General features: G+C 46.7%; 15 protein-coding genes and 1 pseudogene. 8 read left to right on the top strand and 8 right to left on the bottom strand.

Annotation, left to right across the window (positions count from 1 at the left end):
- Positions 1 to 157 precede the first annotated feature (157 nt).
- Positions 158 to 1081: a LysR family transcriptional regulator gene (locus OM978_RS17570; RefSeq protein ID WP_264343584.1), complete on the top strand. Its 924-nt coding sequence runs from the start codon at positions 158 to 160 to the stop codon at positions 1079 to 1081.
- A gap of 55 nt (positions 1082 to 1136) precedes the next feature.
- Here the strand turns inward: OM978_RS17570 and OM978_RS17565 are convergent, their stop codons facing one another.
- From OM978_RS17565 to OM978_RS17535, 7 genes and pseudogenes are all read right to left on the bottom strand, one after another.
- Entirely contained in the window at positions 1137 to 2096 is a 960-nt protein-coding gene (locus OM978_RS17565) for a LysR family transcriptional regulator (RefSeq protein ID WP_413691241.1), read from the bottom strand.
- Positions 2081 to 2218: a DUF2938 domain-containing protein gene (locus OM978_RS17560; protein WP_264346966.1), complete on the bottom strand. Its 138-nt coding sequence runs from the start codon at positions 2216 to 2218 to the stop codon at positions 2081 to 2083. Before OM978_RS17560 ends, OM978_RS17565 begins: the two co-directional genes overlap by 16 nt.
- A gap of 22 nt (positions 2219 to 2240) precedes the next feature.
- Positions 2241 to 2573, bottom strand: a pseudogene (locus OM978_RS17555) (DUF2938 family protein); the annotation flags it as partial.
- Positions 2574 to 2588: 15 nt separating this feature from the next.
- Positions 2589 to 2840 carry a DUF2798 domain-containing protein gene (locus OM978_RS17550; protein ID WP_264343583.1) on the bottom strand — a complete coding sequence of 84 codons (252 nt, stop codon included), beginning with the start codon at positions 2838 to 2840 and terminating at the stop codon, positions 2589 to 2591.
- 338 nt (positions 2841 to 3178) lie between these two features.
- On the bottom strand, positions 3179 to 4156 hold the full coding sequence (locus OM978_RS17545) for a sensor domain-containing diguanylate cyclase (RefSeq protein WP_264343582.1): 978 nt from the start codon (positions 4154 to 4156) through the stop codon (positions 3179 to 3181).
- Between the two features lie 192 nt (positions 4157 to 4348).
- Positions 4349 to 5929, bottom strand: a complete 1581-nt coding sequence (locus OM978_RS17540) for a tetratricopeptide repeat-containing sulfotransferase family protein (protein ID WP_264343581.1) — start codon at positions 5927 to 5929, stop codon at positions 4349 to 4351.
- Positions 5930 to 5992: 63 nt separating this feature from the next.
- Positions 5993 to 8461 (bottom strand): TonB-dependent receptor, encoded by a 2469-nt coding sequence (locus OM978_RS17535; RefSeq protein WP_264343580.1) that lies wholly within the window; start codon positions 8459 to 8461, stop codon positions 5993 to 5995.
- Between the two features lie 379 nt (positions 8462 to 8840).
- Between OM978_RS17535 and OM978_RS17530 the strand changes: the two genes are divergently transcribed.
- The 5 genes from OM978_RS17530 to OM978_RS17510 all read left to right on the top strand — a co-directional run bounded on the left by OM978_RS17530 (position 8841) and on the right by OM978_RS17510 (position 14253).
- The gene (locus OM978_RS17530) at positions 8841 to 10235 is read left to right on the top strand and encodes an ADP-ribosylglycohydrolase family protein (protein WP_264343579.1); all 1395 of its coding nucleotides are present in this window, start codon (positions 8841 to 8843) and stop codon (positions 10233 to 10235) included.
- A gap of 96 nt (positions 10236 to 10331) precedes the next feature.
- Entirely contained in the window at positions 10332 to 11018 is a 687-nt protein-coding gene (locus tag OM978_RS17525) for a Crp/Fnr family transcriptional regulator (RefSeq protein WP_264343577.1), read from the top strand.
- Positions 11019 to 11099: 81 nt separating this feature from the next.
- Entirely contained in the window at positions 11100 to 11591 is a 492-nt protein-coding gene (locus OM978_RS17520; protein WP_264343576.1) for a DUF962 domain-containing protein, read from the top strand.
- 132 nt (positions 11592 to 11723) lie between these two features.
- Entirely contained in the window at positions 11724 to 13076 is a 1353-nt protein-coding gene (locus tag OM978_RS17515) for a ribonuclease J (RefSeq protein ID WP_264343575.1), read from the top strand.
- A gap of 1 nt (position 13077) precedes the next feature.
- Positions 13078 to 14253 (top strand): GNAT family N-acetyltransferase, encoded by a 1176-nt coding sequence (locus OM978_RS17510; RefSeq protein ID WP_264343574.1) that lies wholly within the window; start codon positions 13078 to 13080, stop codon positions 14251 to 14253.
- On the opposite strand, the gene yghU is transcribed toward OM978_RS17510, so the two are convergent.
- Positions 14243 to 15088, bottom strand: coding sequence for a glutathione-dependent disulfide-bond oxidoreductase (gene yghU / locus OM978_RS17505; RefSeq protein ID WP_264343573.1), 846 nt, complete (start codon positions 15086 to 15088; stop codon positions 14243 to 14245). The two genes, OM978_RS17510 and yghU, sit on opposite strands and share 11 nt — an antisense overlap.
- A gap of 181 nt (positions 15089 to 15269) precedes the next feature.
- Between yghU and OM978_RS17500 the strand changes: the two genes are divergently transcribed.
- Complete coding sequence (locus OM978_RS17500; RefSeq protein WP_264343572.1) at positions 15270 to 15716, top strand: glycine zipper 2TM domain-containing protein; 447 nt, start codon at positions 15270 to 15272, stop codon at positions 15714 to 15716.
- 66 nt (positions 15717 to 15782) lie between these two features.
- A complete protein-coding gene (locus OM978_RS17495) occupies positions 15783 to 17069 on the top strand; it encodes a protein kinase (RefSeq protein WP_264343571.1) in 1287 nt (428 codons plus the stop codon).
- Positions 17070 to 17112 lie beyond the last annotated feature (43 nt).

Here is a 17112-nt window from a genome sequence, read left to right as displayed (position 1 = left end):
TATTGCAGTAGTGGTTTGACACATCGTCTTCGCCACAGCTGATGACGACTACTATATTTGTGATGTAGAGTTACAAAAATAGGGTTCCAATCACTTCAGTTGATACGTTGTGTAATGAATGCCATAACAAGTGGTGTAATAAATGGGGTAACAAATCATGAAACGACACTTTGATGATATTCAGCTGGGAAGCATTGAATTGTTTTGTTTGGCAGCTGAAGCGGGCAGCTTTAGTGCTGCAGCACTGGAGGCAGGGGTAACGCCTGCTGCTGTCAGCCGATCTATCTCCAGACTGGAAGAACGTCTGGCTGTGCGGCTTTTTGTCCGTACTACCCGCAGTATCCGGCTGACCGAAGCGGGCAGAGCTTATTTTGAGCAATGCCGTCAGGCCCTGACACAGCTGATAGAAGCTGAGCGGGAGGCGATGGGGAAACAAAGTCAGGCGGCAGGAACTTTAAGGCTCAGTTTGCCCACGACTTATGGTCATCATCGCATTTTGCCTTTATTGCCGTTGTTTCGTGCCCGCCATCCTGATGTCAAAGTGGATATTCACTTAAGTAACAGAAACATTGATTTTGTCAGCGAAGGTTATGATATGGCTATTCGGGTCAGAGCTTTGCCGGATTCAGGCCTGATTGCCCGTCATCTGGAAGACGCTGCTTTGGTGGTGGTGGCAACCAAGTCTTATCTGGCGGCAAAAGGCACTCCGGTCACCCTGGATGATTTAGCTTTGCATGACTGCATTCAGTTTGAATTGCCAAGCAGTGGCCGTCGTATTCCCTGGTTATTTCTGGATCAAGACAAAGAACTGGAAATTCTGGCGCAAGGTGGCTATTGCCTGTCGGAAGATGTGTTAGGTGGTGTGACTTTGGCTAAAAATGGCGCCGGCTTATTTCAGACCTATAGATTTGTTGTTGAAAAAGAGCTGCAAAGTGGCGAGCTGGTGCAGGTGCTGACGCCTTATCAGGGCCGATCCCGACCTTTTACTTTGTTGTACCCGCACAACAGGCATATACCGCTGCGACTAAGAGCTTTTATCGATTTCCTGATGGAGTATCGCGCTGTCTGGGCGACTCAATAAATTTTTATCGATTTCCTGATGGAGTACCGCGCTGTGTGGGCGACTTAATAAATTTTTATCGATTTTCTGATGGTGTATCGCACTCAATGGGCTGAACAACCAGCTGTTGGACTAATTCAATCACAGCTTTAAGTTGAGGCTGCTGCATTCGGTCTGGTTGGCAGGAAAACCATAGTTTGACCTGCTGATCGGTTTGGCCAAGCAACTGCACTTCGCCTTTTAGTTCAGCATCCAAAGCACTGCCAGCATGCAATAAACCTATGCCCACAGCACCGGCTATCAGAGCTCTGGTCATCTGTTCCTGATCCACTTTAATGACTTTTTCCGGATAAAAAGCATGGCTTGCGAAAAGCCCTGCCGCAGCACGGCCACAGCATGTGTCCGGTTCTGGTAAGACCCAGGGCAACTGGGCCAGTTGTTGCCAGTCAGGCTGGGTGTCTTTATTCACCCAGGCAGGTGGTGCAGCAATATAAATACCATAGCTGTCCACTTCGATATGATGCAGCGCTTGATCAGGCTTGATGCTGGTATAAAAACCGGCGTCGACTTTGCCTTGCGTTATAGCTTGCTGTATTTCTGCTGAGCTGCCGTAGTGCATGCGGATATCTAACTGCGGGTAAAGCGTTGAAAGCTGATTCAACAGCTGCCCCAGTAATTTCGCACTGGATCCTCTGTTGGATCCCAGCCGGACACAACCATGTAATTCGCCTTTTAAGCGTTTGGCATCCAGCAGCAATTCCTTTTGCAGTTGCAGCAGTTGTTCGGCTTTGGTTAATAAGGCCAAACCCTGAGCACTCAGGCTCATGCCTTTGGCGGTGCGGTTAAATAGCTGCAATCCTAGTTCATCCTCCAGCGCTTTAATATGGGCGCTGACAGCAGGCTGACTTAAAAACAGCAGTTCAGAAGCTTTAGTGATACTGCCTTCGGCCGCTACTGTGACAAAGGTTTTTAGCTGATAAATATCCACACACCAGACTCCAAAAGGCAGAACACACAAGTTTATAGCATAACGAATAACAGACCGGACAAATACAAGCCAAGGCCAAAAACGCTGTGAGTCAGCAGACTTTTCAAGCGGGCTTTTGCCGGTGAAGGTGTTTTGGATGCTGCTATGCCAGAACCTAAGGCGGGTTGCATCAGGGAAAAAAGGAAATACCAAAGTAGCCACGCCCACCAACAGTGCCATCCACAAGCTGGGATTTTGCAGCCATAAACCATCGTTAGGTAAAATCAGCAGCAGCGCAAACAGAATACCAATGACGTAATGACTCACCCAGCCCATCAGGCATTCTGCAGTTTGGGGTGTAGCTTTGCCAATGCTCTGATGCCGGAACACTCCAGATCTCATATGGCCAATCCAGCGGCCGACCAGACAAAAACTCATCGAAGGCACTTTAAACACAGTGCTTAGCAGCCAGACCCATAAATCCATCACTAAAGTGGCTCCAGTGCCAATCAGTATCGCGGCTGTCAGTTGTTGCAGTTCAATCATGATCTAGTGCTCCCGTCAGACCAGGCCGTTTTGCTTAGGCGTGCTAATCACCAAAGTAACCAGTTTGCGTACCAGTGGTGTCACCAGCACTATGGTCGGAAAGGCAATGACAAAAGCGGCAGACCAGGCTTGAAGCCACAGCAATAGCAGGTTATTCACCCAACCCAGATTCAGCGTTGTGATACAAAACGACATCACACCGGACATCAGTAACGACATAAAAAATGAAAATACGTAAGGGCTAAAGCGGCTTGGGATCATTATCATCAGCTTCCAGTATGTGTTTAAGGTTTAGGTGCTTTTGTAAAGCACCGGACAAGACACAGTCTGCTCTGACTCTGATTTCTGATCCAATTGCATCTTTGGAAGGGAGACCTCAGTTTTTCTGAGGTCTTAAAAGAAGGGCAGGCCGAACAGCCAGAGCCTGTAGCTATGATCATTTACTTTAGAGTTTGGATTGTTGTCTGCATGCGCTTTATCAGCTTAGGGTAAAACCTGCATCCACTACTCTTTGTGTTTTTTAATGGGAGGGCAGGAGCACACTCACAGAGTAGTATCCGATAACATATTGACGGCTATGATTCTGCAATGAACAGACAAAGGGTTCAGCTGTCGGAGAACACACCGGTCTGATTGCGGCCCTGAGTTTTAGCTTTATAGAGCACCTGATCTGCAGCTTCGAGTAATTGTTTTTTATCACTGAACTTTTCAGCGCTGGCCAAACCTATACTGACGGTTAACTGACGCAGTGGCCATTCATGATTGGCGACCACCAGTCTTAACTTTTCCAGTGTTTTGTAAGCCGATACTCTGTCTGTGCCAGGTAAAATCAACACAAATTCTTCCCCGCCATAACGGGCAAAAAAGTCATAGTTTCTGCAATGGCGCTGAAACAGCTTGGCTACTTCGCTCAGGGCCTGATCGCCTGCAGCATGACCAAAACTATCATTAAAGCTTTTAAAATGATCAATATCTATCAGTGCCAGCGTAAAAGGCTGACCTGTTCTTTGCCAGCGGGCAAACTCAGCTTCAAACCTCTGATCAAAAGCTCTTCTGTTATTTACCCCTGTCAGTGCGTCCGTCATACTGGTTTGGTGCAGTTGTTCACTCAGTTTTGTCAGCTCCAACATGGCGATGACTTGCCTGGAAAGTGCTTGTAAAGAGTCAATTTGTCTCTGGTTCAGTTGCTTAGGCTGATAATCAAACACACAAATTGTGCCTATGACATAGCCGTCGGGATCAATCAAAGGCGAGCCGGCATAGAATCTGTATTTTGGCCCTTTCGCAACCATAGAATGGGTGTTGAATCTACTGTCTAAAGTTGTGTCAGGTATCACCATCACAGCATCCCTAGCTTCCATGGCGTAGCCGCAAAAAGACTCTTTACGCAAAATAGACTCACCATCAAACCCAAGTTTTGCGATGAGATTAAGCTCAGAGTCGTCAGCCTTTGTAACCATAGCCACTGGGGCGTCACAAATGTAGCTGGCTAACTGGATAATATCCCGTAGGCTTTGGCCAGTAGTTGCAGGTTCTTTTACTGCGGTATCGGTCAAAGTTGTTGCAGCTAAACTAAAAGCCATATATTCCCCCGATGTCTACGCCACTTTTCAGAACACCTGTAAAGAAAAATGATTAAGCCGTTGATTTAACTCTAGCATAGCTCTGTCAGACTTGGGATTATCTCTTTCACAGATGAAAGGAGCAGTCGAATGTGGCTGGCAGGTAAACTACGGAAAGGCGCTTATTTTATCTTCTGACAGATCTGACTTGCCTTAGCAGTCTATCCCTTCAGCCCTGAGTTGTTGCAGCAAAGGCTCAAGCATTGGCTGGTATTTCTGCCAGCGTCCTACTGATTTAGTGTTAATCGCTTGCCGCACCTGTACTTTAGATGCGGTAGATACGGGCGCCTGATTCTGCTCGCTGTGCAGGCATGCTTCTTGCCAACTCAAATCACAAAACTCAAGCAATTCAGTGATCTGCTGCTTCGGGTTCTGCACCAGGTCTTCATAACTTTGTAGCCGGAAATTCGGCAAATTTTGCTGTTGCCAGAACAATGCCAGTTGATGAAATGCGGCATAAAAACGTGCTGTGTGTTTTAACTGAAAGGCATAACGATAATAAGGGCTGCCGAGCGAAAACAAGGCTCTGTAGTTGCCGAGGCAAGTGTCTACCGGATGGCGCATCATGCAGATAATTTTGGCATTCGGCAAAGCACGGCGAATCAAGTCTATATAAAAAAAGTTAAACGGCAATTTATCGATAAAACGCTCTTTGTTGCCAGTGATGACTCTGCTTCGTTCCAGATAACGTTGGCCTAAGGCATGAAAATCCAGTTCTGAAGCCGCAGCTAAGGTGTCAGTATCCAGCACTTTGGCGCTGGTAGTTGCTGTCAGTTCTTTCACGGCTAAACCAAAATCCTGCAATTCACCAGCGGACAACACTGCTGTATGGCTGCTTAGAATACGTTCTACTAAGGTGGTACCTGAACGGGGCATACCCAAAATAAAAATCGGCTCAGCACTTGGGTGTCCGGCTGCGACATCGACAGGTATAGACGCGTTTTGAATGGCAGTAGCAAAGAGCGGTAAATCTTCTTCTACCTGATAAGTTAAGGCCTGCGACTTGATGCGTTTGGCCTGATGTAGCTCTGCCATAGCAGATGGATAATCACTGACGGCTTCATATTCTTTCGCCAGCGCGTGACCTATATGCAGTAGGGCATCGGGCGATTGTAATCTGCTTTTCACTTGCTGCAGTTGACTGATGCGGCTTGATACATCGCTAGTCATCGCTAAATCACTGTAGGCGTAATGGGCTTGATAATAATCTGGTTCCAGCTGCAAAGCTTGCTCAAAGGCTGCTTTGGCGGCTGGGAAGTCGCCAATAAACTTCAGGGATACACCAAGGTTATAAAAATAGCTGGCTTTGTTAGATTGCAGAGCGACGGCCCGCTGAAAATAACTTAACGCCAGTTGATGTAAACCGACACGGCTTAAGGCTACCCCTAAGGTATCTAAAGTCAAAGCCTGTTGAATGTCCTCTGCAGGTAAAGCCTGGGCTATGCTTTTGGCTTTTTCTAAATCGCCGGTCAGACTGTAGCATTTGGCTAAATGCGCCAGATACTCATCTTTTGCATGCAGGCTGACGGCTTTTTCCATTAAACGAATAGATTTATGCACCTGACCATATTCGAGGTTGATCACACCCAATAAAAAGTAGCTGTCTGCGTGGTCCGGCTGATGTTCAAGCAACTGAGCAAGGCAGGCATGTGCTTCTTTTAAACGGCGTTGCTGGATAAGTTGCAAAGCTTGTTGATGTTGTCTGGCTAAGGCCGGGGTCAGGATCTGTGTCATATCGCTCTTAATAATAAGGGCACCAGAGTGCCCTTCAAAAAAACAGTTTTACTACAGCAGAATTTAAATCTCAAACTGATAGTTAAACTTCAAGCCTAAAGTACGTGGGGTTAAAATGTAATGGCCGTAGTTACGTTGTAACGCTGGGTCGTTCACATTCATATCAGGATAAGTCGCCAGACCAATATCCCCTTTATCACGCCGTACTGAAGTAAAAGCATATTTATCAAACAGGTTATCAACGTAAAAGGTGACAGACCAGCCTTCTTCTGCCAGTTTGGCTGCAATATTACTTAAGGCGTAGGCTGGTAAGGTTTCACCATCAGCACGTAAACCCACTTTGGAAATCACATCACTTTGATAGGTTAAACCATAGGTCAGATCCAGCTGTTTACCATCCAGAATTTCGGTTTGGTAATTCAGGCCCAAAGAGAACTGATGTTCAGGTGAACCCGGCAGACGATCGCCATCTTTACCATCGTAATAGTCCTGCAATTGGGTGCCTTGATCGTCCACTACCGCAAACAGGAAAGGCGCATCGCTGGTCAGCTGTGCTCTGGTGTAGGCGTAAGTTGCGTAGGTGCTGATACCATTAGGTAAAATAGCCCGGGCCGATATTTCCACACCTTTGGAGTTCGCAGACGCAGCATTGGTAATGATAGGTTGCTGACCATTGACTGTCGCACCCGAAACCTGTGCATCGTCCCAGTCAACATTAAACACAGCTGCATTAAAGTGCAGTTTGTTTTTAAACCAGGTGGTTTTAAAACCTAACTCATAGTTAGTGGTGGTGTCTGGTGTGAAAATACGCTCGTTTGGTAAAGCGCATACCACTTGTTTGTCATCTGGTAGTGGATCATCACAGAGCGCTACGCCGTTGGTACCTCCAATACGGAAGCCTTCACTAACGGTAAAGTACCCCATGACATCCGAAGTAAATTTATAGTTAGTATTAAATTTCAGTAAGTTACCGCTGTCATCTGCATCTGCTGGTTCGAAAACCAGATTAATAGCGTCGGATGGGGCACCTTCAAAAACCGAGTTATACAAGGGTAAGTCGTATGCTGATTTCGATTTCACATCGTAATCGTAAAAACGAGCACCCACTGTAAAAGCCAACTGTTCATTAAACTGATAACCCAGTTCACCAAACAGCGCTTTTTCAGTCACAGTGGTGTCATCCACAGAAATGTATTCCAGCGCGTCAGGGCGAGGGTTACCAAGGGGCTCCTCTTCGGTCGCCCATTCGGTCAGAACATATTGATCAAAACCCGGTGTGAATTCTCTGCTGTAGCCTTCAAAATCTGATTTATTATAAAAAGCGCCTACAATCCAGTTCCAGTCGCTGTCACCTGAAGACACTAAACGTAATTCCTGTGTGAAGATCTCTTCTTCTTCATCTTCGCGGGTAAAAGCGGAGAATGCCGGAAATTCTTCGTAGCCAAAATCCAGACGCATTAATAAGTCAGTTTGGTCGCGCTGGCCATGTTCTTCTGTGTTGGCTAAACCTGTCGCTGACACCAGCTCGGCAAAACCTAAATCGGCAGTGACTTCCAGACTTAACAGCGAGTTATCAATGTCGTTTGGTTCTTCATACCGATAAGCTGATTCGTATTTACCTACCAACGGTTTCAGCGGGTTAGCTTCACCTAAAGCGTCGTAGTGGGTAATGCCACGGCCTTCAATTTCTTCGTTCTGGAAGTAGTAATTCAAAGTGCTGTCTAACCAGTCGTTTGGAGTCCAGCGCAAAGCGATACGGCCCGTTGTTGTTTTTTCACCATTGGCATCGGCTTTACGATAGATATTGTCGGCGACTTCAGCGTTGTCGCTCCAATCCGGATCGGTCAGTGATACACCTGGTTCACGCACCAGGTAGTTGTAATCTATATAACCCGGATCGTTCAGATAGTTCAGTGAAGCACGTAAGGCTAGCGTGTCGTCAATCAGCGGCAGGTTAAAAATAAAACCACCTTGTTTACCCAGACTGTCACTTTCCGCGGTAGACGATAAATCGCCGAAAATGCTGGCGCTGGTGACGTCCGTTTCTGGTTTATTCAAAATATAACGGATAGCGCCGCCTAAAGTGCCTGCGCCATACAAGGTGCCTTGCGGCCCTATCAATACTTCAACCCGCTCTACATCCACTAGTTTCAGATCCACTGCAGCTGGCAGTTCACCTATGTAAGTGGACACTGTGCCGCCATCTGAGCCAGGGCCAGACGAGTTGGTATTTAAACCTCGCACAATAATAGGAGAGGCTTCACGGCCACCTTGATCGGTCACAGTTAAACCTGGAACCCAACGGGCAATATCCGACAACTCGCTAATGTTTTGCTGGGCAATGACATCATTGTCCAGCGCTGTGATATTCAGAGGTGCTTCCTGCACTGTTCCGCTACGGCGGGTTGCGGTGACGTTAATCACCTCAATTTCTTGTTCTTTTGCTGCCAGATCTTCAGCTACCACTGTACCTGCTGGTACGGATAACACTGAAGCAATGGCCAGCGATAACAGGCTAGGCTGGAAACGCATATAAATTACCTCTATTGGTCGTGCTTTTCTGGTGTTTCATCCGATGTGAACATAGAAAAAACCATAAAACAATAGTTAAACAAACTGTTTGGTGAATTTTAATTCAATAATTAACAAATTAAATTCATTTGCCTGTTTTTGCTTAACTTTTGCTACAGCTCTTTGTTTATCTGTGTCTTGAGGTTTTTGTAGTCGCGGATGGTAGCAAATTGAAGTTATTTTAAAATCATATTTATGCAAATAAAGTATAGGTGATTTATTTTTATTCAATAAGTGAGTAATTTTTGTGCATGAAAGCACAGTTTTTTTGTGTTGCTTGACAGTACGGGGTGAGCATCGGATAACTGGGGTATGTAAGTGCTTTCATTGAGAGGAAAGGATGAGATCAACGAGTATTTTTACCGGCCTGCTGTTTGTTACTGTCGGAATGCTTTCTACTGCAGTGGCTCAGCAACAACCTGCCTCATTCTGCAAGGCTGCAGTTGAAGGTACTCATACACTGGATAAAAAACTGTATGCCGATAAGGTACATGGTTTCTGGCTGGGTTTGAGTATTGCTAACTGGACAGGCTTGGTGACAGAGATGGATAAAATTGGTGGCGAGGGGCCAGCAGGACAGTTTTATACCCGCAAAGACTGGCAAACAAAAGACCAACCCAGTATCTGGGGTCAGGGTATTCCAAGCAATTTATCTGACACTATTGATTGGGTGCTGGCAGACAAAGATGAAGTCTGGGGTTCGGATGATGACAGCGATATTGAATATATTTATCTGAAACTGATGTACGACAGCAAAAAGCCTTTGCTTAGCGCAGAACAAATCCGCGATGGCTGGCTGGCACATATTTACAAAGACTCAGAAACGCCCTTTAAAACCGCCGAAGGCAAACCAGAAAACTTCTTGTGGGTGTCGAATCAGCAAGCTTTTGATTTAATGCAGCAAAATATTCTGCCGCCCTTTACTGGTATGCCAGCTTATAACCCGCACTACGATATGATTGATGCCCAGCTCACCACTGAGCTCTTTGGTATTCTGGCACCCTTTCGGGCTGATATAGCCTCCAAACTAGCCTATTTACCTATACGCACCACTGCTTATGGCGAAGCTGCCGATATCGCCAATTTTTATGTGGTGATGCATGCGCTGGCCGCAGGCGTAGATCCAGCCAAAGCTATACAACCTCAATTACTGCAAATCGCAACACAGGCCCGTGCTGAATTACCTTCAAATCAGTACCCGGCCAGGATGTTTGATTATGTCTGGTCTTTGTATCAGTCCGGTATTCCATGGGAAGCAGCCAGAGACAAGTTGTATCAGCGATATCAGGTGGAAGCTAAAGATGGTTATGAAATTACCGGCAAGAAGCTGTATTGCAATGGCTGTTTTGCCGCAGGTATTAATTTTGCTGCCAGTTTAGTCAGCTTATTTTATGGTGAAGGCGATATGCAAAACACCATTAAAATAGCGGTGCTGGCGGGTTGGGATTCGGATAATCCGGCCGCAACCTGGGGTGGACTCTATGGTTTTATATTGGGAAAAACCGGAGTGGAACAGGCTTTTGGTCGCAGCTTCTCCGACAAGTTTAATATTCATCGCACCCGCAAAGGTTTCGCCAATAACGGCATAGATAACTTTGATCAGATGGCGCTGATGGCAACAGCTATTGTTGATCAGGTGGTGGCTCAGCATATGGCTGTGAAAACGACAATAATACCAGTCGCCGGGTGCTGGCATATTCCTGCTTTTGTAGCGCCAGCTGTCAGCCCTTTGTAATCTGGCTAAACCCAGATCACAGCTTGCTGATTTTATCCGGATCTCCTACCTTGTGCACAGTTTGAATTATTCAGCTTGATAAGCTCAGGTTTAGTTATGTCCGACCATTTTGCGATACAGCTTCGGGAGCACAGCCACTGGTTTGTGGCTTTGTCAGCCACTCAACAGCAGCAGTTGATAGCTCATGCCAGACTGGTGCAACTTGGGGCAGGGCAACGTTTATTCAGTCGTGGCGATGAGTTTGATGGCATTTATGTGCTGTTGTCCGGCGCTTTGCTGATTGCTGGTGTACACAGCTCAGGCCGCGAAGCTTTGCTGACCATAGTGGAGGCCGGTGACTGGATAGGTGAAATTGCTTTGTTTGACCGCAAAGCCCGCACTCATGACGCCACCGCCAGTGTGGCTTGTCAGTTGTTACAGCTGAATAACTCAGCGTTACAGCAATTAGTGCAACAAGACCCGCTCTGGTGGCAACGTTTTGGCCAGTTATTGACTGAAAAAATGCGGCTGGTGTTTCAGGCGCTGGAAGATATGAGTTTATTGCCTGCTTCAGTGCGTCTGGCCAGGCGTTTAGTGATGTTATGTCGTTTGCATCAGCAGGATGAGCGTTATCTAATCCCGGTGCAGCAGGAGCAGCTTGGACAATTATTGTCTTTATCGCGTCAGACCATTAATCAATTATTGCAACAGTTGGTAGCAAGCGGCGTGATTCAGACCAGCTATGGCGAAATTGAAGTATTAGATTTGAAGCTGTTAAAACAAGCGGCAGAGATAACCGTTTAGCGACTGCTTAAGATTGTCGGCTGCCCGACAGTGTTCCGCCCGGTTTTGCCTTAGAGTGTTTTTTTCACTGAGGAGAACCCTATGAAAACCTTATCAGAACATTTAATTCAGTATGCCCATTACCACCGAGACCAACGTAATATTTACACCCACTTTGCTGGTATCCCGCTGATTGTGATTGCCTTGTTTAGCTTATTGTCGTTTGAGATAGTCGCTGGTATCACAGCCACTCATCTGTTGCTGGTTGGCTCTTTGCTATTTTATTTCCGTTTAAGTTTGAGTATGGGGCTGGTGATGCTGGTGTTTAGCCTGAGCTGTTATGCTCTGGCGCTGCAACTGGTTGCACTGAACAGCACCACAGCCTGGTTAGGTAGCTCTGTTGCAGTATTTGTGTTGGGTTGGGCGCTGCAGTTTATCGGGCACTATTTTGAAGGTAAAAAGCCAGCTTTTGTCGATGATCTGGTGGGGTTATTGATAGGACCTTTGTTTGTGATGGCAGAGCTGTTGTTTTTGCTGGGGTTTACCAAATCACTGCAACAGCAAATTGATCAAAGCGCCGGACCTGTGCATTAAGTACCTATTCCACCTTTATTGTTAGGCTACCTTTATTGCCAGGCTGCCTTTATTACTAGGCTGACTGGGCCAATGGGCTTACACTAGCCGTATTGTGAATAGTGGTTATGTAAAGCGCAGGAAGTTGTGATTGTGGATTTAATACCGGGCCGCGCTGATTTGTGGTTTTTACCTTTGGGTGGCACAGGCGAAATTGGCATGAACCTGAATTTATATGGTCATGCCGGTTTATGGCTGATGGTGGATTGTGGTGTGACTTTTAATAGTCCATTGCAGCCCAATAGTTTAAGCAAAGCCGATGTAGTGGCTGCCGATCCGGCTTTTATTGCCAGACAGCCGGAGAATCTGGCTGGCATCATTATTACCCATGCCCACGAAGATCATATAGGTGCTTTGCCAGCACTTTGGCCTCGTTTTAAATGCCCTGTTTATGCCACAGCTTTTACTGCTGAAATTCTGCGTCGTAAGCTCGCCGAAGTTGGGCTTTTAGATAAAGTACCTATCATTGAAGTCAAAACCGGTGACACTAAACATATAGGCCCTTTTGCGGTACAGTTTCTGGCTATCACCCATTCCATTCCTGAACCGCATTGCCTGATGATCCGCACTGAAGCTGGTTCTGTGTTTCATACCGCTGACTGGAAAATAGATGCAACACCTATGACAGGGAAAGCTTTTAAACCTCGTGTGTTTCAGCGTTTAGCTCAGGAAAATGTCACAGCTATGGTCTGTGATTCGACTAATGCGTTGCGGGAAGGCTTTTCAGTGTCGGAAAACGACTGTTACCAGGCTTTGTTGCAGGTGATAAGCCAGGCGCAGGGCCGGGTGGTGGTCAGTGGTTTTAGCAGCAATGTCGGGCGTTTAATAGCGCTTGGTCGGGTGGCGAATAAAACAGGCCGCTATATGGCGCTACTCGGCCGCTCTTTACAAAATATGGTGGGTGCTGCACGGGCTACAGGGCACTGGCCAGAGGATCTTCATCTGATTGACGCCAATGATTTAGGCTATTTACCCAAAGCCGAAGTATTAGTGGTCGCGACCGGCAGTCAGGGCGAACCTAAAGCCACTTTAAGTCGGTTAGCCGCTGATATGCAGCGTGAGCTGTCGCTGGAAAGTGGTGATTTAGTGATCTTTAGCTCCATTATTATTCCGGGCAATGAAGCTTTTATCGAAAAGCTGGTGCAACAATTTCAGCAACGTGACATTCAAACCTTACAAAGCCACGACACAGACTTACCCATTCACGTTTCAGGGCATCCATGCCGCGGTGAGCTGGAATTATTGTACAGCTGGGTCAAACCGCAAATCGCTGTGCCAGTGCATGGCGAAGCGGCGCATATTGAAGCTAATGCTCAAGTCGCACATCAAGCCGGAGTGCCGATTCAGCTGACAGGCTTAAATGGCGATTTGTATGTGCTCGCACCTGAACCTCGTATTTATAAACAAGTGGTTAAAACTGGCCGCATTGCCTTATTAAGGTCCTGATATGCAGCTGCAGTGGCTTGATTCCATTAGTAAAGTCAAAGCAGCGGACTGGAATGCTTTATTCCCGGCTGACTATCCTTTTAGCCGTTATGAGTTTTTACAGGCGCTGGAGCTGGGTGGCAGTGTTGGTAGCAGTTCAGGCAGAGAAACCGGCTGGCTGGTGCGGCACTTTGTCGTTTGGCAAGAGGATAAACTGATTGCCGCTGTGCCTGCTTATATCAAATTGCATTCCTATGGCGAATACCTGTTTGACTGGTCTTTTGCCGAAGCTTATCAAAACTATGGCCTGGAGTATTATCCTAAGTTATTGCTGGCTATCCCTTTTACTCCGGCTGAAGGGCCACGTTTGGGGCTAGCTGCCGGTGTGGATAAAGCACAAGTGTTGCAATGGCTGCAGCAGGGTGTCGGTCAACTGAACCTGGCGTTGCCATTAAGCCATCTGCAATGCTTGTATGCCTCACCTGACGATCAGCAGGCTTTTCGTGAAGCAGGTTTTATCGAACGTTTTGATGTGCAATTTTTATGGTCCAATCAGAACTTTCAACACTTTGACGATTTTCTGGCAGTGCTTACTGCACGCAAACGTAAACAAATGCGTAAGGAAAGATCTGCGGTAGCAGAGCAGGGGGTTGTGCTAAAAACCTTAAGCGGCGCCGATTTGGATTTAGCATTCTGGCAGCAGTTTTATGGATTTTACTGCGACACCTACCAAAAGCGTTCCCGCCATAATGGCTATTTAACTGCGGACACCTTCTGGCGTTGGGGTCAGACTATGGCAAATCAAATAGTTATATTTGCTGCTTTTGTCAATGACCAGATGGTGGCAGCTTCTTTGTGTTTCCAGTCAGATACCAGCTTGTATGGCCGCTATTGGGGCTGCAAACAGGACTTTAGCTTCCTGCATTTTGAATGCTGTTATTACAGCGGTATAGAGTATTGCATCAAACAGGGACTGCAATTTTTTGATGCCGGAGCTCAGGGCGAACATAAGCTGCAACGTGGTTTTGCACCAGTACTGCGGCATGGTTTTTATCGATTTACTGAAAAAGCAGAGCATAAAGCGATCAACGAAGCTATAGCCCGTTACTGCCAGCAGGAGCAACGGGCTTTAGTGTTGTATCAGCAGGAAGCACAAGACAGCCTGCCTTTTGCCAACCGGACCGATATTAAGCTTTAGGGATAGAATCAAAATCCGCTGCGCTATGACGTTCCGGCAGCTGCTCGTGGGCTTCACCCCAGTTGCGATTCACCTTCACCGCGCGTTTTGCTGCAGGGCGTGCATCAATTTGTTTGGCCCAGCGCTGCAGGTGTTTATAACTTTGCACATCCAGAAACTCAGCTGCATTGTACAACCGGCCTAAAGCTAAACCGCCGTACCAGGACCAAATCGCCATGTCGGCAATGCTGTATTCATCGCCTGCGACAAATTGATGTTTAGCCAGTTGTTGATCCAACACATCCAACTGACGTTTTGCTTCCATCGCATAACGATTGATTGGGTATTCGTATTTTTCCGGAGCATAGGCATAAAAATGACCAAAGCCACCACCGACAAAAGGTGCGCTGCCCATTTGCCAGAATAACCAGTTCATCACTTCAGTACGTTTGGCTACCTCTTTTGGTAGAAACGCACCAAACTTTTCAGCCAGATAAAGCAAAATGGAACCCGACTCAAACACCCTGATGCCAGTGCTACGATCAAATAAAGCCGGAATTTTACTGTTCGGGTTCACTGCAACAAAACCACTGCCGAACTGGTCGCCATCACGAATACTGATCAACCAGGCGTCGTAATCAGCAGCTTGATGGCCAGCCTCCAGTAACTCCTCCAACATTAAAGTCACTTTGACACCGTTGGGAGTGGCCATTGAATACAGCTGTAAATCGTGTTCGCCAACAGGCAAGGTTTTGTCATGGGTGGCGCCAGAGACGGGTCTGTTCACACTGGCAAAAGCGCCACCATTTGGCTGCTCCCATGTCCAGACTTTTGGTGGGGTATAAGTGTTGCTCATAGCATCTCCTAGTGGGCAATCAATAGTGAAATTCAGTACAGCTGTTGTTAGATATTGGTTTGCTTGAGTCGTATTGCAAGGGTATTCGTTTTTGTTTTAACGCTGGTGCGTGTTCTGTCGTACAGACGAAGCAGTGTTCAAAGTCCAGGCTGAATATCCTTGTGGTTAGCTGGATATTGCTATGAAAAACTTCACACTTTTTTTGTCTTCTTTAACTCTGGCTGTGTTGAGCCTTGCCCCTTTGACTGGCTGTAGCTCCCCTCGTCAGAATGTACAACAAAGCGTTGAACCTGCAGAGCAAATTGGCAGCGTCCGATCCATTGAAATTATTGCGTTGGACAACCGCAATTCAGGTGGGGGAGCTGTGCTGGGTGCTGTATTAGGTGGTGTTATTGGCAATCAATTTGGCAGTGGTTCAGGCCGAAGCATAGCAACAGGAGTTGGAGTGGTCGGTGGTGCTATGGCTGGTAATCAGGTTGAGAAAAACAATAAAACGGCAGAGGAAATTTATCGTGTGACTGTGGATTTTGACAACGGCCGCACTCAAATCTTTGATTATCAGCAGATTGGCGATTTACGCCGTGGTGACAGAGTACGGGTTGCAGGTTCACAAATCTATCAGCTGTAAAGGCCGGAACTTGTTGCATCAAGGCTCCATCTGTACAATTCGCATTTTTCAGCAGGTTGGGATCAGATGTTTAGCCTTGAAACTTTAGCGCAAACTACAGCGCCATTAAGCCGTATCAATCTCTCTGCTGGCCTGAGTGAGTTTCCTGCTGAGTTATACCGTTTTGCTGACAGTCTGGAAGTTCTGGATTTATCCGGTAATCAGTTGTCGGATCTACCTGCTGATTTGCACCGTTTTCAAAAGCTGAAACGGTTGTTTTTAACAAGTAATAAGTTCAGCCATATTCCTGCTGTATTAAGCCTTTGCCCTGCTTTAGTTATGGTAAGTTTTAAAGGCAATCAGTTAACGCAATTTGCTGAAAGTTCTCTGCCGGAACAGCTGGAATGGTTAATTTTGACAGACAATCAGCTTACACAACTACCGAATGACTTCGGTCGTTATACGAAACTGCGTAAAGTAGCGATGGCTGGCAATCAACTATCTTCGTTACCTGATTCAATGCAGCAGTGTCATGATTTGGGTTTATTACGATTGTCGCTGAATCAGTTTGAGTCTTTCCCTGACTGGTTATTTGAGTTGCCAAAATTAGCCTGGCTGGCGCTGGGTGCAAATCCTGCTTGTCCTGTGCCTGAAGCTCTGGATATGACTGCTCATAGTTTGCCTGATTATCAGTTGTTAGAAAAACTAGGGGAAGGCGCTTCCGGTGTTATTTATCAGGCGCGTTTTGCGCAAGATAACGAGCTGGTCGCGTTAAAGCAGTTTAAAGGCTGGATCACCAGTGATGGTTGCCCCAAAGATGAGATGAATAATTACCTGAACGCAGGTGAGCATCCAAATCTAATAGCCGTCAAAGCAAAACTAACAGACTGCGATTTACCTGGTTTAGTGATGGAGCTGGTGCCAGCGTCTTTTTCTGTACTGGGGCAACCCCCTTCTTTTGACACCTGCACCCGAGATACTTTTACCCAAGGCCAAAACCTGACGCTGTTGCAGCTGAAACAGCTGGCTGAGCAGGTAGTCAACGTGATGGCACATTTGCATCAAAAGCAGATAGTTCATGGCGATTTGTATGCCCACAATATGCTGGTGAATGAAGAACAGCAGTTGTATCTGGGCGACTTTGGTGCCGCTACTGCGTTGCATTCTTTGCCGCAACATCAGCAACAGAACTTCTGTGCGCTGGAAGTGCGGGCTTTTGGCTATTGGTTGCTGGATATGCAAACTGTGCTGTCTGTTGATGAGTCGTCGGAATTTGAGCAAAGATTTGCAGCTGTAGTGCAGTTATGTATGCAACAGAAGGTCAGTAGCCGCCCCGGGTTTCGGCAGTTACAGGTTTTGTTAAATGAACTCTGAGCTTTTTAGCATCAGACTCTGAACCGAACCTTCTAGTGGTTTC

Origin of the sequence: Rheinheimera sp. MM224 (genome assembly GCF_947090785.1) — a bacterium.
Classification (GTDB): domain Bacteria; phylum Pseudomonadota; class Gammaproteobacteria; order Enterobacterales; family Alteromonadaceae; genus Pararheinheimera.
Note: the sequence above shows the minus strand (reverse complement) of the source record. Positions and strands in the feature narration are given on the sequence as shown.

Bases quoted from the DNA above. Each gene is read 5' to 3' on its own strand.
- OM978_RS17500 (WP_264343572.1), top strand. From the start codon at position 15,270: ATGAAAAACTTCACACTTTTTTTGTCTTCTTTAACTCTGGCTGTGTTG.
- OM978_RS17510 (WP_264343574.1), top strand. From the start codon at position 13,078: ATGCAGCTGCAGTGGCTTGATTCCATTAGTAAAGTCAAAGCAGCGGAC.
- OM978_RS17545 (WP_264343582.1), bottom strand. From the start codon at position 4,156: ATGGCTTTTAGTTTAGCTGCAACAACTTTGACCGATACCGCAGTAAAA.
- OM978_RS17495 (WP_264343571.1), top strand. From the start codon at position 15,783: ATGTTTAGCCTTGAAACTTTAGCGCAAACTACAGCGCCATTAAGCCGT.
- OM978_RS17560 (WP_264346966.1), bottom strand. From the start codon at position 2,218: ATGCAACCCGCCTTAGGTTCTGGCATAGCAGCATCCAAAACACCTTCA.
- OM978_RS17570 (WP_264343584.1), top strand. From the start codon at position 158: ATGAAACGACACTTTGATGATATTCAGCTGGGAAGCATTGAATTGTTT.
- yghU (WP_264343573.1), bottom strand. From the start codon at position 15,088: ATGAGCAACACTTATACCCCACCAAAAGTCTGGACATGGGAGCAGCCA.
- OM978_RS17520 (WP_264343576.1), top strand. From the start codon at position 11,100: ATGAAAACCTTATCAGAACATTTAATTCAGTATGCCCATTACCACCGA.
- OM978_RS17525 (WP_264343577.1), top strand. From the start codon at position 10,332: ATGTCCGACCATTTTGCGATACAGCTTCGGGAGCACAGCCACTGGTTT.
- OM978_RS17540 (WP_264343581.1), bottom strand. From the start codon at position 5,929: ATGACACAGATCCTGACCCCGGCCTTAGCCAGACAACATCAACAAGCT.
- OM978_RS17530 (WP_264343579.1), top strand. From the start codon at position 8,841: ATGAGATCAACGAGTATTTTTACCGGCCTGCTGTTTGTTACTGTCGGA.
- OM978_RS17535 (WP_264343580.1), bottom strand. From the start codon at position 8,461: ATGCGTTTCCAGCCTAGCCTGTTATCGCTGGCCATTGCTTCAGTGTTA.
- OM978_RS17550 (WP_264343583.1), bottom strand. From the start codon at position 2,840: ATGATAATGATCCCAAGCCGCTTTAGCCCTTACGTATTTTCATTTTTT.